Below are 14,623 nucleotides of genomic sequence, written 5' to 3'. Positions count from 1 at the left end.
GGGGTTAGGGGCTTGACAAAGTAACTCACCTTTCGGGTTCAGTCTGTTCTTCTTAAATCCGAAACGTTAGCAACGTGCTGGCAAGTTTGTCAGCGAGCAGTCTTCCCCACCCTATTTGTTTCATTCGCCAAGCGGGTGCTTGGTCATCACCGTATATTTATGGAGCAGTTGTTCGGGGTGATACGACAGTTTTGAGCGCCTCAAGCCTGGCAGTCCGAGGTCTTCTTCGCGGTTGATGTACACATACTGCTCTGGCAGGCTGCGCACAAAGTCGCGGTTGATAATGGTGAATGCACCCTCGTATTGCGTGTCGGCCTTTTCGATGCAAACGTCAAAGGTGTCGTAGTTGATGCCGGCACCAAGCGTAAAGGCTATTATTTCATTGTCTACAATCAGCGCACCGCCCCTTGCGCCAGTAGCCTCCCAATTATCAAACATGGTTACCAACGCTTGTCGCTCGGTTTCGTAGGTAAATTTGTCGTGCGTCTCCTCTTCTGCCTTTTCTGCGGCCCATTTATGGTCAAGTTCCAAACAACGGTCAAACAGGTCGGGCGTGAGCGGCACAAACTGATAGTCGGGGTGCTGCGACACAAAGCGGTTAATAAAATTGCGCTTGGGTTGCAACTTCTTGCCCGAAAGGGTGCTGAGCTTGTCGCGGCTGTAAATGTATTCAGAGTAATTGCGGTCGGCTTTGGCAAAGAAATAGCCCGGCATGGCCATTTCGAGTTGCGCGAGTGCATGCTCAAACACGCCAAGCATCAAAAAGGGGTGCCCCTGTTGCTGGGCATCGTCGAGCATATCCTTTATTATGTCCTTTCTGTCGCCATTGCCCACGGGTATTTGATAGGCCAAATGGCCATCTGCCTTGAAGCGGAAGAGCAACCAGCCCTTATAGTCGGCCACCTCGGTGTCGTACATAAAGCGCCAACCTATAAGGTTCAGAAAGTTGTAGTCGCAGTAGCGGTAGTCACTGTGCAACACGCGCTGCTGCACAAGTTCGCGGTCTGCCAGTGTTAGCGGGTGAAATGGTATCATCGTCGTGACAGTCTGTTAGCAGTTTCTATTCTTTATAAATGAATGCAAAATGTGCCACACCTCCAAAAGTGTTGACACTTACCGACACACTGTCGGTTGATGGCCGGAGCATGCCAACCAACGACTTTAGGGGCATCGACAAGTACATTTCGATGGTGTAATATGCCGGGTCGCCATGCTGGTCGTGCAACAGAGTGATGTGCAAAGTGCGTGTGCCATTGCCATTGTCGGTCAGTTCGCCCCGGTTAAAACCGAAGTAGTGCTTACCAGTGTTCGTGCCCTTGATGCCTATGTGCAAATTGATGTACGAAGCCCCTTGCCAGCACGACACAACGTTCAGTGCATCGGTGTGTACCTTGTCGGCAGCGTAGGCTTGGGGAGCCGCGGCCAGCACAGGCGTACAACCAATCAGCGAGACGCGCGTCGATGCTTGCACCTCGTACACAGCCCGAATGCGGTATGTGCTATCGGCCTTTAATCCCGTCAGCGGCTTGGCAAGCGTTTTCACCCCACCATCGTCGAGCGTCAGTTCACTCACCTGCCCGTTGGCGTCGGGTGTCATGTCGGCCAACATCGTCTGTATGTTGGGCAAAGGCTTTTCATCGTCATTGCAAGCGGTATTGAGCATGACAACTGTGACTAAAGCCCAAAGGCAAAGTGCTGTTCGTTTCATCATTGCTAAGTAGATGCTCAAAATTATTTTATACAATCAGCAGGTGTCATTTTCACATTGAAAGCACATTCTCGAGACGCATCTGTTCCCTTCGGCCTCGGTCACATAGCCCGCTATGCTCCCTCACCCGAAGGGAACATCTGCGCCCCGATAATGCACTTTCAATGTAAAAATAATTTTGAACACCTACTTAAGCGTTGGCCTTCAGCTGGTTGATGAGCGGATTGGCATACATGGTGAGCAAGCGTTCGCGCAGGAAGTCGATATCCTTGTTGGGCAAGTCTATCATGTCAATGCGTTCCTGCAAATATTGTTCAAACACTTTCTTTTGCTCCTCCGTGTAATGTACAGCCTGGGCCTCGTTGCCATTCAGCAAGTCGAGCGCCACATAATTGTTGGCATATATTTCGTAGCCCTGATGTATGGCCACATCAATGCGGGCGGCTACTGCCTTGTAAAATTCGTTCTTGGGCAGTTCGGCATATTGGTCAATCCATGTATTGACGGGTTCTGCCATGCGGTAATGCACATGTCCTTTTTTGCCAAATATGCCGGTTTGCATATTGACAAGGTCGTCCTGACGGCTCTTCTTGAATGCAGCATCATCGCGTTTTTGCTGAAACTCCTTTGCTTTCAAAAAGTCGCATGGATCATATTCATACGATATGCTCAACGGCACGATGTTCAATTCCTTCAATCTGTCGAGTGGTGTGCCCTCGCCGCCCATGGTCATCATTTTGAGTATAGACTCCTGTGTGCGGTCATTCGAGTCCTTGGCACGTCCCTCGCGCTGTGCAATCCAAATGCCTTGATGTTTCTCTTTGATGGCAAAGTGCATGTATTCACTCATGCGCTTGCTCGACATGAGCATTTCGCGCATACCCACCGAGCGCTGCACAATGAACGACTTGTTCAAACGCACGAGGGTCTTTATCCAAGGGTAAATGAGCAGGTTGTCGCCAATGGCTATTTCGATACTGTCGTTGAACTGGTGGTCGATAAGCAAGATGTCGAGCAAAGCGGAATCGAGCACAATGTCGCGGTGGTTCGACACGAAGGTGTAACTTTTGTCACGCTGCGACACGGGTATAGCCTCGGCGTCGAGTGTCAAGCCACTGGCACATTTGGCCATCAGCTGTTTGACGAGCGGATAGAAGAAGGTCTTCTGTATTTCCAAACCAGTGCGGCACATTTTAGCCTTGGCTTTGATGGCCTTAACAGGCACGTCCTTGAAAAACGATTGCACAATGGCGCAGAACTGCGGTTCGGCAAACAGCTCGTCAATGGCAGCGCCAATTTCATTAGGCTCAATGGGACGTATGGCGTCGAAATCGTGAATATTCATGGCAGTAAAGTGTGTTAAGAGGGAGGGGGATAAAATAAGATAAGGCTATGAGGGCAGCCTGAGGCAATAATTGCCGGCCGACCTCATAACCTTAGTTTAAGCTATTCAGCAGAACTTGCCTTCGATAATGTCGCTCAGCACGTCCTTAATGTCATATTCCGAAGCACGTACCTGCTGCGGAATGAAACTTGTAGCGGTCATGCCCGGAGTGGTGTTGATTTCGAGCATGTTAATTTGTTCATTACCCTTCTCGCCCGACAATATGTAGTCGATGCGGATAAGGCCATAGCAACCCAATATGTGGTAGATGTGCTTGGTCATCTCGCTCACGCGCTGGGCCGTTTCGGGAGCAATGCGTGCCGGGGTTATCTCGTCTGACTTGTTGTTGTACTTGGCATCATAGTCAAAGAACTCGTCGTGGCACACCACCTCGGTAATAGGCAATGTCACAATTTCGCCATTGGCACGCTTAAAGCAACCGCAAGTAATTTCGGTGCCGCTCATCATCTTTTCGACCATCACCTCGTCGCTTTCCACCATAGCCTTTTCAATGGCGGCACGCAGGGCATCGGCGTGCTTCACCTTGGTCACACCAAAGCTCGAACCGCCGGCATTGGGCTTGACAAAGCAAGGTATGCCAAGGCGGGCAGCCAGTTGCTGCTCGGTGTCGGTGGTAACGGTGTCGCCCTTGCGAATGAGCACCGAGTCGGAAATGTGCAACTCGGGGTAGGCACGCAAAAAGTTGTTCAAAGCAAACTTGTTGAAAGTCAATGCTTCAACCAGCACACCGCTTGTTGAATAGGGCATGCCGATAAGGTCGAAATACCCCTGCATGATGCCATTCTCGCCCGGAGTGCCGTGAATGGTAATATAAGCAAAGTCGAATGTGTGACGGCCGTCCTTGGCGGTAAACGAAAAGTCCGCGCGGTCAATATGGCAGGTTTCGTTGTGATACTCCACCTTCCAGTTGTTGCTTGTCACTTCGACAATGTAGCAATTATACTTGTCCTTGTCCATAAAGGACATGATACCTTCTGCCGAACGCAGAGATACGTCGTGTTCAGAGGAGTCGCCTCCGGCCACAATAGCAATGTTACGTTTCATGATGCTATATCTATATGCTATGCTTTAATTCCTTCAATATATTTATCCCACTTGGCCAGCAAAGCCACCATGTCGGCAGCGAGGTCAGTGGTAAAGTCCATTTCCTTGCCCGTTTTGGGGTGCTTGAAGCCCAATGTGCGGGCGTGCAACGCCTGTCGAGGACAAATGGCAAAGCAGTTGCGTATAAAACTGTTGTAAGTGCTGCTCTGTGTGCCTCGCAGAATTTGGTCGCCCCCATAGCGCTCGTCGTTGAACAAGGGGTGGCCAATGTGCTTCATGTGCACACGTATCTGGTGTGTGCGGCCCGTTTCGAGCACACACTCCACAAGGGTTACGTAGCCATAGCGCTTCAGCACCTTATAGTGTGTCACGGCATGCTTGCCTATGCCCGACGAGGGGTCGAACACGGCCATCTGCATGCGGTCGCGCGGGTTACGCGCTATGTTGCCCTCAATGCGGCCCTCGTCATCAGCCAAGTTGCCCCACACCAAGGCATTATAGCGGCGGCGTGTGGTCTTGTTGAAAAACTGCAACCCCAATTTAGTTTTGGCATCGGGTGTCTTGGCCACCACAAGCAGCCCCGACGTGTCCTTGTCAATGCGGTGAACCAACCCCACCGACGGATCGTTGGGGTCGTACTTGGGGTCATCCTTCAAGTGCCAGGCTATGGCGTTGACAAGGGTGCCGGTATAATTGCCACAACCCGGATGCACCACCAGCCCGGCGGGTTTGTTTACCACGAGCAGTTCGCTATCCTCGTATACGATGTCGAGCGGAATATTCTCCGCCTCAATCTTGTTTTCATAACGCGGACGGTCGAGCAGCAGGGTTACCACGTCGAATGGTTTTACACGGTAGTTGCTCTTTACCGGTTTGTCGTTGACGTGTATAAAACCCGCTTTGGCAGCAGCCTGTATGCGGTTGCGCGAGGTGTCCTTCAGGTGGTCGAGCAAGAATTTGTCCACGCGCAGCAACTGTTGGCCTTTGTCGGCCACTACGCGATAATGCTCGTAGAGCTGGCCACCTTCGTCGCCACCCTCTTCGTCCATGTCGTCGGTGTCTATGTAGTCGGGCAGTTCTTCGCTGATGTCTGCCTGTGTCATGATGTCTTCCACGTGTTATGCCGTGTTTAATACCCGTTGGCGGAATTCTTGGTTAACGGGTTGACAAGTTGACTGGTTAACAAGTAAGTATGCAACACGCTACTTATTATGTTAAAGCCAGAATGGTAAGGAACCTGGCAAACTCACCCGTTAACTTGGCAACCTGTTTGCTTGTTTCCGCCTATACGTTGTTTTATATAATAAAGTCTGAGGTTGAGGCTACTGCCTTATTGCCCGTTGTCTGTGTTATTATCGTTGTGGCCGGACTGAGCGTCGTAGCTGTCATCGCCACCGCCCTCGAGCTCGTCAACCTCCTCGGGAGGTGCATTCTTTACAAAGTCGAGACTGTCGTTGCCATTATACTCGTCTGTCACACCGCCCGAGCCCACAACCAATGTGATGGGTGAGGTGACAGACACCTTGGTGCCAGCCGCCACACTGCGTCCGTTCACCTTGATGCCGTACACCCATTCGGGGTCGCCAACCACATATTCGGTAGCAGCCAGTTTGAAGCCCAGCACTCTGAGTTTGTCCTCGGCCTCACGACGCGAGCAGTTGTCTGCCACATCGGGTATGGCTATTTGTCGCGGTCCGTTGGCATTGATGGTTATGAGAATGATACGGCCGGGTTTCACCTTTTCGCCAGCCTTGATGTTTTGCTCAAGCACCGAGAAGGGGGCTGCATTGTACACATAGCCCGTATCTGTCACTTCCATGCGCAGGCCCATTGCCCGGAGTTTCTTTTCGGCCACGCCTTGGTCCATACCGCAAACGTTGGGCACGACCACCTCGTCGCCATGATGGGTGTAAAAGTTTATAAACACCAGCGACCCTATGCCGAGCAACAGGGTTACAATCACCACTCCCAAACAGTTGCCAAGGAGCGGACGGCTAAATATCTTTTTGATAAATTCAGATACAGTCATGCGATGTGTTTACATTTAGAATAAGTACAAAAGTACGACAAAAAAATGAGTTATTCCATTTGTACGCCATAAATAGCTCGAAAGTTGGAGCGAAATGTGTGCACGCCAACTATCGAAAGATTTGAGGATTTGACAAATTGCAGCCTGGCGTGCAAAATGGTTGATGTCATGACAGAGGCGCAATTTTCGCGCACGCGCCTATACATCAGGCTTTAGGCGAAGTATCTTGCATCTTACACTATTTGCTTGCAACATATTGAATATCAACGTATTACACAGTGTAAGATACTTGCAAACACATCTTGCACTGGCATGCACACGCACAAAGACGAAAGTGTATGACGGACAACGGGCGAGCGAATATTCTGTCCGTCCGTCAGAATTTTCGCTCGCCCGTTATTGCTTTTACGCTCTGCCGCAACAGATTTTGCGTTTTATCATGCAGGTGGGGCAGTTGTGTAAGATTGGTGTAGGTAGGGTGTAGGAGCCTGCGAAGGCATCTTACACTCCGCAATTTGCTGATAATCAACACGTTACATGCAATTAGTGTAAGATGTAAGATTTACCATGCTTTTCCAAAACTGTAGGTAGTGACACGGTGTGTAGGCTTACCAAACAGCAATAAAAATCATATCTTTTTGTTCTGCCACGGGTACCAGCGCATGTAGGCAAATGCAAGGACTGTGACGATTATGCTGTAAACAAACTCGCTGGCCCAGCACCACGGCAGCGACAGGCGCATGTTGAAGATGGCTACCGCCACATAGGTAGTGTAAACAGCCAGAGCACACAACTCGATGACGAAGGCCATGCGGGTGTTGCCCGTAGCACTCACAGCGTTGAACAATATTTGCGCCGGAAGGGTGAACACATACGAGGCTAAAAGCACATAGAGTGCGCCGCGGCCGAGATCAATTAACTGCATATCGGTGGTGAACACCGACATGACGGCATCGGGGAATATGGCTACTATCAACAGCAGCGGAGCAAGGGCCACGGCCGTCATGAGCATGGTGCGACGCAGCATGGGCCACACGGCATCGGGCTCACCCTGCCCCATAAGGTTGCTGACCAGTGTGCCAGCTGTGGAGGCAAAGGCTACCACTGTCATAAAGGTGAACGACGAAATGCTGCGTATGATGTTGGTGGCTGCCAAATAATCCTCGCCCAAATGTTCGATGCTGAGGAAAAAGATGAACCATGTGGAAAGCGACAGGAAGTTTTGCACCATGGTCCAAACGCTGAGGTTGAGTATCTTGCCCAAGAGCGACAAGCGCAAACGCGGCATACGGTTGAGGCCGTACTTGCTGCATGGTATGTGACGACGGGTGTGTATGATGAAGAATATAGTGGAAACGCCTTCGGCCATGCTACTGCCAATAGCTGCACCAGCTATGCCTAAAGCGGGTACGCCGAAATGGCCGAAAATGAGCACATAGTTGAAGCACACGTTGCTCAACACCATCACAACCGAGTTGAGCGTGAGGGTGCGTGTGTGGGTGGTGGCCACATAGAAGGCCCGGAACATAACGTTGACAAAGGCAAAGAACATGCCGATGATGCGCCAGTGCAAATAAGTGGTGGCGGCCTCGCACACACGGGGCGACTGTATGATGCGCTGCAATATGTGGGGCGAGAAGGCTCGAACAAGCACAAACAGTACGACTCCTAACAATAGCAGGAATGCGATGCTGTGATAAAATATGACGCCTATGCGCTGATAGTTGCCCTCGCCGTTGCGCCGCGCCATGAGTATTTGGGCGCCGATGCTGAAGCCTAAGCCTAACATGAACACGACTATGAATAAGATGCCGCCTATGGCTGAAGCACCCAACTCTATATCGCCTACACGACCAAGAAAGGCCGTGTCGGTGGTGCCAATGAGCTGCTCCATGAGTGTGCTGACAAGTATGGGCAGAGCGATGTGGGCTATTTGTGAATAGGTGTAAGTACGCATAGTGTTTTTTTTGAGAAGGGCTACACATTCTTTGTTGACGGGGTAACGGGGTGACAAGTAGTGTAGAGCATATGTCAACTCATCAACTTATCAACTCATCAACTTGTAATCTCATCAACTCATCAACTTATCAACTCATCAACTCGTTTATACTGTGATATGCAAAGGCCACACTGCCGGGGTTTCTGCAACCGGTAGCGTGGCCTTTTGGTATGAATGTTTGTGGGGTCACTCGTTGAGTGATTGCTCCATCGGTATTACTTCTTAGACTTTTCAGCCTTGGCAACCTGTGCTTGTGCCTTGGCTACAGCCTTGGCATAGGCAGCTTCAGCCTTCTTCTTTGAAGCCTCGTCCTTGGCGGCCTTCACGTCATCGTAGAGTTTCCAAAGGTTGAACTTGGCAGTGGCAGCCTTTTGTGCGGCGGTTACGGCACTGGCTTTTGTCTCAACAGCCTTTTCCTGCTCAGCAGAGGCAAAGGCGTGACGGAAGCCCTTCACATCGTTCCAGTGACCACGGGTAAAGTCGGGAATAGCCACACTTGCGCAGTTGTGATCCATTGAGAGGGCACCGAGTTCGGCAAGTGAGCACCATTCGGCAAGGTCGTAAACGTCCATGTCGAGGGGCAGACCATTCTGCAAGCAGTATACCAAACGGCTGTCCATGATGAAGTCCATACCACCATGACCACCTACTTCCTTGGCCATTTCGCCATACTTCTTAAGTATGGGGTGCTGGTACTGCTTTTCGAGTGCCTGCTTTTCGCTCTCAGGCATGAAGCTGTGTGAGCTCAAATTGTCAACTTTGGGCTGGTGACCGGCTGAAGCCAACTGGCTGGCGTCAACAGCATAACCCTCTACGGGATACTTGTTGGCAAAACCCTTGGTACCGGTGAGCTGGTAGAGGCGGTTGTAGGGCTGGGGATTCATCACATCGTGCTGAATTTCGATAACCTTGCCTTCCTCTGTGCGGATAAGGGTGGTGGTGTGGTCGCCATTGCGGAAGTCGTTGCAGGGCTTGCCTGTCTTTTTCTCCACATAAGCCTTACCATGCACGCTCTTAGTGTCCATGGCCACGAGTGTCTTCATGCGGTCGCCACGGTGAATGTCGAGTACCTGTGCCACAGGGCCAAGGCCGTGAGTGGCATATACGTCGCCACGGTTTTCCTTGTTGTACTTCATGCGCCAGTGCAAGTTTTCCTTGTCTGAGCCGTTGGGGTTCTGCCAGTAGTAGCCCCAGAAGTCGTCGAGATTGTGAATGTAGGCACCCTGGGCGCGGATAACCTCACCAAACACACCGTGCTGGGCCATGTTGAGGGTGTTCATTTCAAACCAGTCGTAGCAGCAGTTTTCGAGTATCATGCAGTGCTTGCGGGTCTTTTCAGAAAGGTTGATGAGGTCCCAGCACTGTTCGAGGTTCATGGCCGAGGGCACTTCGATGGCGGTGTTCTTGCCATTCTCCATAGCGAACTTGGCTACGGGGAAGTGGTGATCCCAGTCGGTTGCTACATATACGATGTCGATGTCGTTGCGCTTGCAGAGTTCCTTGTAGCCTTCGGCACCTGAATAGATGGCTGCGGGGGCAAGACCTGCCTGCTTGAGGTACTTTTGGCAAGCCTCAGCACGCTCGGGCTGGTAGTCGCAAAGTGCTACAATCTGTACACCAGGAATGTGGGTCCAACGCTCTACGGCACCAGGGCCACGCATACCGAGGCCAACAAAGCCTACACGTACGGTCTGAATTTTGGGAGTGGTAAGGTTGATCACGTCCTTTTGACCGGCAGGGCGCTCAGGAGTGTCAACAACAATAGTACCTTCTTCCCAATGCCACTTGGTTGAGGGCGAGAGTGATTGTGCATTGGCCATGTTAGCACCCAATGTGAGGAGGGCAGCAAAGGCAAATGCAAAACATTTTACCATTTTCATAGGTAGATGTAATTAATTTGTTAGAGTTGTTTGTTAGATGCTTTTTTTGTAGCTACGCAAGTATTGCGTGCTTGCAAAGTTAGCACAACTCCTCCGAAAAGCAAAATTATAGTGACGAAAGTTGCTCCGCGCAGCTTTTTGCTGCCGGTGTGTTGCAGGCACGATACGGGGTGGGTGGCAACAGATTTTGGAATTTGTTATAATTGTTGTCTGGTAAATATTGCTGTCCGGTGGAACCATTCTGATATTATCGCTCACGGATCGCACCGATTGCACGGATTTTTCGCTACGTGCGATCGGTGCAATCCGTGTGTCATAATAATCCATGTCTGAACTCTATCAAATTAGTTAGGTGTAGGTTAGCACGTCATTTTATTGCACCCAACTTGCGGCTGACGCGCGCCTTTCTGTGCCCCCCAAAAGCGGAATGCTCCGCCCACATCAGTGCCTTGCAGCACAAGTGTGGGCGGAGCACTCCGCTTTCGTTGCGGCAGTTGGGCTTTACAGCCTCTGCCTTTTATTATGTGTACGTTAACCTGTTGACCACCACAGTCAACCCGTTACAATTACATGGTCTTAAGATGCTCAAATGCAGCCTTGACAAAGTCGTCATCGGGACGAATGCTCTTGGCAATGGTGGCATACTTTGTGGCTTCAACCTTGTTGGGGGTGTCGATGCTCACATAGTAGAAGAACAGGTAGCGGCAAGCCTCAAAACGGGCATTGCTGGCCTTCTGCTTGATGGCCTCGTCCTCGCTCTCGTTGATAACCTTTACGTAGTAATCGCGTACCAGGTCGATGGGTTTGTTGGTGTCAGTATTGCTCAAACGTGCAAGCATCTGGATAGCCAGCACGATGGGCAGGCGGTTGGTGGTTTCAGTACCAACAACGGCTTTGAAAGCCTCCTCGGCCTTGTCGTGATATACCTGCTTTTGCTCGGGGGTGTTGTTTTGCTGCTGGTAGGCGGCAAAATATTTTGTACCGAGTGTATACTTGTCTGAGATGTCAGCCTTGTCGCCAAGCAATGCAAGGTACTTTTCGTACACCTCAATACCCTTGTCGGCTTGCTTGTTGCGCACATAGAGGTTTGAGATTTCGTAGAAGTACGAACCACGCTTGTTTTCGTTTTCGGTCTTCTTGCGCTCGTCGGTGATGTCGCCGGCTTTAGCCTCGAGGTCCTTTACAGCTTGTTCAAAATAGCTGATGGCCTGTGGTATGTCGCCCTTTTCCTTGGCAAGCTTGCCCGCGAAGTCGTAGTCCATGTAGAAGTAAACCGAGTCGGGGAATTGCTTGTCGCGAATGTAGGCGCAAGCCTCGTCGGCAGCCTTCAACGCGCCTTCATAGTCCATGGCTGTTTCAACCTTGTTGTACTTGGCGAAGAACTCCATACGCGGAATGATGATGTCTTTGGGGGCGAGGGGCTTTATCTCGTTGGCGATGGTTATCATCTTGTCGAGGTTTGTCTCGTCCTTTACCGACATTGAGAAGAGTGCCTGAAGGTAGTTTTCACAAGCACGAATATCAATTTTGTCAGCTTCCTTAGGAGTCACCTTATAATAGGTGTCGTATGCGGCAATAGCCTTGGCGTAGTCGTCGAGCTTGTAGTAGATGTCGCCCAGGTCCTTGTCGGCATCGGTATATGCAGGGTCAATCTTCTTTATTTTGAGCAAATAGTCGATGGCTGCGTGGGGGTTTACATTTTTGTAAACGAAGGCGTTACGCTTCATGGCAGCGATGTTGGTAGAGTCGATGGCCAGCACCTCGTCGTAACGACCACCAGCGAGGCCCCACTGCTGCATTTTCATGTACACCTCGGCCGAGAACATAAGGCCGGGAATGTAGTCGGGTGCCTTTTCGTAAACCAACTTGGCGCAACGGTTTGCACCCTGAAGTTCGTTGTGCTCGAGCAGGTAGGTACCAAGCGAAACGAGGTCTTCCTTGTTTTTCTGCACCTTCTTTTCAAGACCCATGTAAAGCTTGCCAGCCTTTTCGGGGTCTTCCATCTGCAGGCTGATTACTTGGTCGGCCTGTGCTTGATATTCGGGGTTGAGAGGAGGGCACTCGTAGTTACGAGTTTGGGCTTGTGCGCCGTTCACGCTCATGGCGAGAATGGCAGACAATGCTGCTGCGCGGAAAAAATTCTTTTTCATATTGTGTGTTACGTATTATGCTGTGAATATGTATTTGCCTTATGTTGGATCGTGTAGTGTGGCAAATTGCGTGCAAATATAGCAAATAATAAACAGACTTTGCCGTTTGTAGGCCGATTTTTGCCAGTACGGCTAATCCTTGATGCTCACGTCTTTAACTTGTACGGGGGTGATTGGCAACATTTGCGAGTTGTTGCAGATGATGGTCTGACCTTTTTGCCCCTTGGCGTAGAAGAAGAAGTTTTTGAGCTGCGACTGGCTGCGCGGATCGGTGTGGATAATGTATACCGAGCGCAACAGGGGATAGTCGGCCGTTGCTATATAGTATTGGTACGGACGCACATACTTGCTTGAGCCGTCGGCAGTGCGGCTGACGCGCATGACATTAAAGGGTAACTTTGAAAAGTTGGCAAGTGCGTTGCCCGTCTTGTCCATCAACCAGTTGGCACCCACTATGCCTATTATGTTGGGGTTGGCCTGCACCATGTCGAGCACAGATTGATTGGATTTGCCCTCTGAGGCGTAGACGTTGCCCTTGAGATCCTTTCCATTGCAGAGGGAGTCTTTCATGTAACGCACGGTGCTCGAACCTGAGGCATCGAACACCAATTTGAGCTCGCCGCTCTTTGTGTGATTGCTGAGCTGCTCCCAGCGGGTTATTTTGCCTGTCACGATGCCTTTTATTTCGTCGAGTGTGATGAGTGAGTCTTTGTTCTCTTTGTTCACAACCAGGGCTATGGCATCTGAAGCTATCATGGCTTGTGTGGCATCGAGGTGGTGCGAGCGTATGATGGTCAATTCGTTGTCGTTGAGCTTGCGTGTGACGATGATGCAACGCACGCTGTCGTTGACGAGGTCGCGAATGGCTTGGTCCTCGCTCTCGTATATGGGTTTCATGTTTGCCTCGCTGTATGCCATGCCGTAGCTTTGCGCAAGGTTGTCCATTATAGGTTTGAAGGTTTCGTCTATGGCAACCTTTACATCGTACTCTTTGAGCCAGTCAGAGTTGCCTTTTTTGTTGCTTTTACAACTTGCCAGTGCCAGGATCATAAGCAGCAGAGGCAAATAAAACTTCATTCGTTTCATCGCATTATGTGTTGAGTGTAGTGCAAAGGTAGCAATAAGACTACAATAATAATAGGCTGCACTACCTAAAATAGTACAGCCTATTAAAACATTTTACATATTACAAATGTGTTTAGTACACAATTTGACTACTTTACGAGGTCGAGTGTATCGCTTGCAATGAGCAACTCCTCGTCGGTAGGCACTACCACCACCTTGACTTTGCTGTCGGGGGCAGAGATAATTTCCTCCTCGCCGCAGTTGGCCTTGTTCTTTTCGGCATCAATCTTGATGCCCATAAATTCGAGGTCTTCGCAAGCACCCTGACGAACGTCCCATTGGTGTTCGCCCACACCGGCTGTAAAGACCACGATGTCTACACCGCCCATAGCAGCTGCATAGGCACCAATGTACTTCTTGATGCGGTAGTCGTACATCTCCATGGCCAACTTGGCACGCTCGTTACCCTCGCGAATGCCGGCTTCTACCTCGCGAATATCGCTTGATATGCCCGAGATGCCTTTCACGCCACTCTGCTTGTTGAGCAAATCGCTCATTTGGTCGGGGGTGAGGTTTTCCTTTTTCATGATGCTAAGCACAGCCGAGGGGTCGATGTCGCCTGAGCGGGTACCCATTACCAAACCTTCGAGCGGGGTGAGGCCCATCGAGGTGTCGACACACTTGCCATACTTGACAGCTGAAACTGACGCACCGTTGCCAATGTGGCAAGTGATGATGCGCACGTCCTCGGGCTTTACGCCGAGCACCTCGCAAACGCGGGCTGTCACGAAGCGGTGGCTTGTGCCGTGGGCACCCCAACGACGGATATTGTTCTGCTCGTAGTACTTGTAAGGCACAGCGTACATATAAGCCTTGGCGGGCATGGTTTGATGGAAGGCTGTATCGAACACAAATACCTGGGGCAAGTTTGGAAGCATTTCCTTCACTGCCACGTAACCCTTGAGGTGGGCGTCAGAGTGCAGCGGAGCGAGTTCCATGTACTGCTTCCACTCTTGGAGCATTTCGTCGGTCACAATCTGGCTCTTGGTGAAGCGGCCGCCTGCCACGATGCGGTGACCGGCAGCACTGATTTCGTCGAGGCTCTTGATGGCGCCATAAACGGGGTTGAGCAGTGTGTCGAACATGAGCTTGATGCCCTCGGTGTGGGTGGGACAAGGCGACTCGATGATTTTTGTTTCGCCGTTGATTTTGGTTTTGAGGAAGGAACCTTCAAGACCAATCTTTTCGATACCGCCAGCAGCGAGTACCGACTTGTCGTCCATCTCGTAGAGTTTGTATTTGATAGATGAACTGCCGCAGTTGATTACGAGAATTTTCATAGC

11 protein-coding genes are annotated in these 14,623 nt (G+C 50.7%); all 11 read right to left on the bottom strand.

Annotation, left to right across the window (positions count from 1 at the left end; genetic code table 11):
* Window positions 1-120: 120 nt before the first annotated feature.
* The 11 genes from BQ5453_RS09055 to BQ5453_RS09005 all read right to left on the bottom strand — a co-directional run bounded on the left by BQ5453_RS09055 (window position 121) and on the right by BQ5453_RS09005 (window position 14,620).
* Window positions 121-1,035: a DUF2156 domain-containing protein gene (locus tag BQ5453_RS09055; protein WP_071122977.1), complete on the bottom strand. Its 915-nt coding sequence runs from the start codon at window positions 1,033-1,035 to the stop codon at window positions 121-123.
* A 25-nt stretch (window positions 1,036-1,060) separates the two neighbouring features.
* Window positions 1,061-1,711, bottom strand: coding sequence for a NigD1/NigD2 family lipoprotein (locus BQ5453_RS09050; RefSeq protein ID WP_083361189.1), 651 nt, complete (start codon window positions 1,709-1,711; stop codon window positions 1,061-1,063).
* 187 nt (window positions 1,712-1,898) lie between these two features.
* Window positions 1,899-3,053: a 1-acyl-sn-glycerol-3-phosphate acyltransferase gene (locus BQ5453_RS09045; protein WP_071122975.1), complete on the bottom strand. Its 1,155-nt coding sequence runs from the start codon at window positions 3,051-3,053 to the stop codon at window positions 1,899-1,901.
* Window positions 3,054-3,158: 105 nt separating this feature from the next.
* Window positions 3,159-4,157, bottom strand: a complete 999-nt coding sequence (locus BQ5453_RS09040) for a D-alanine--D-alanine ligase (RefSeq protein WP_071122974.1) — start codon at window positions 4,155-4,157, stop codon at window positions 3,159-3,161.
* Between the two features lie 17 nt (window positions 4,158-4,174).
* Window positions 4,175-5,260 carry an RluA family pseudouridine synthase gene (locus tag BQ5453_RS09035; RefSeq protein WP_022101557.1) on the bottom strand — a complete coding sequence of 362 codons (1,086 nt, stop codon included), beginning with the start codon at window positions 5,258-5,260 and terminating at the stop codon, window positions 4,175-4,177.
* Window positions 5,261-5,487: 227 nt separating this feature from the next.
* The gene (locus BQ5453_RS09030; protein ID WP_071122973.1) at window positions 5,488-6,186 is read right to left on the bottom strand and encodes a PASTA domain-containing protein; all 699 of its coding nucleotides are present in this window, start codon (window positions 6,184-6,186) and stop codon (window positions 5,488-5,490) included.
* 628 nt (window positions 6,187-6,814) lie between these two features.
* Window positions 6,815-8,143 (bottom strand): MATE family efflux transporter, encoded by a 1,329-nt coding sequence (locus BQ5453_RS09025; RefSeq protein ID WP_071123599.1) that lies wholly within the window; start codon window positions 8,141-8,143, stop codon window positions 6,815-6,817.
* Between the two features lie 257 nt (window positions 8,144-8,400).
* Window positions 8,401-10,005: a Gfo/Idh/MocA family protein gene (locus BQ5453_RS09020; protein ID WP_235860106.1), complete on the bottom strand. Its 1,605-nt coding sequence runs from the start codon at window positions 10,003-10,005 to the stop codon at window positions 8,401-8,403.
* Window positions 10,006-10,631: 626 nt separating this feature from the next.
* Window positions 10,632-12,215 (bottom strand): tetratricopeptide repeat protein, encoded by a 1,584-nt coding sequence (locus tag BQ5453_RS09015; protein WP_071122971.1) that lies wholly within the window; start codon window positions 12,213-12,215, stop codon window positions 10,632-10,634.
* A 132-nt stretch (window positions 12,216-12,347) separates the two neighbouring features.
* Window positions 12,348-13,301 (bottom strand): PstS family phosphate ABC transporter substrate-binding protein, encoded by a 954-nt coding sequence (locus BQ5453_RS09010; protein ID WP_071122970.1) that lies wholly within the window; start codon window positions 13,299-13,301, stop codon window positions 12,348-12,350.
* A 128-nt stretch (window positions 13,302-13,429) separates the two neighbouring features.
* Window positions 13,430-14,620 (bottom strand): acetate kinase, encoded by a 1,191-nt coding sequence (locus tag BQ5453_RS09005; RefSeq protein WP_022101551.1) that lies wholly within the window; start codon window positions 14,618-14,620, stop codon window positions 13,430-13,432.
* Between the last annotated feature and the right edge of the window lie 3 nt (window positions 14,621-14,623).

It is taken from the genome of Prevotellamassilia timonensis, from assembly GCF_900106785.1.
In the GTDB taxonomy this organism is placed as follows: domain Bacteria; phylum Bacteroidota; class Bacteroidia; order Bacteroidales; family Bacteroidaceae; genus Alloprevotella; species Alloprevotella timonensis.
The sequence above is the reverse complement of the archived record's forward strand: the minus strand, read 5'-3'. Positions and strand labels throughout refer to the sequence as shown.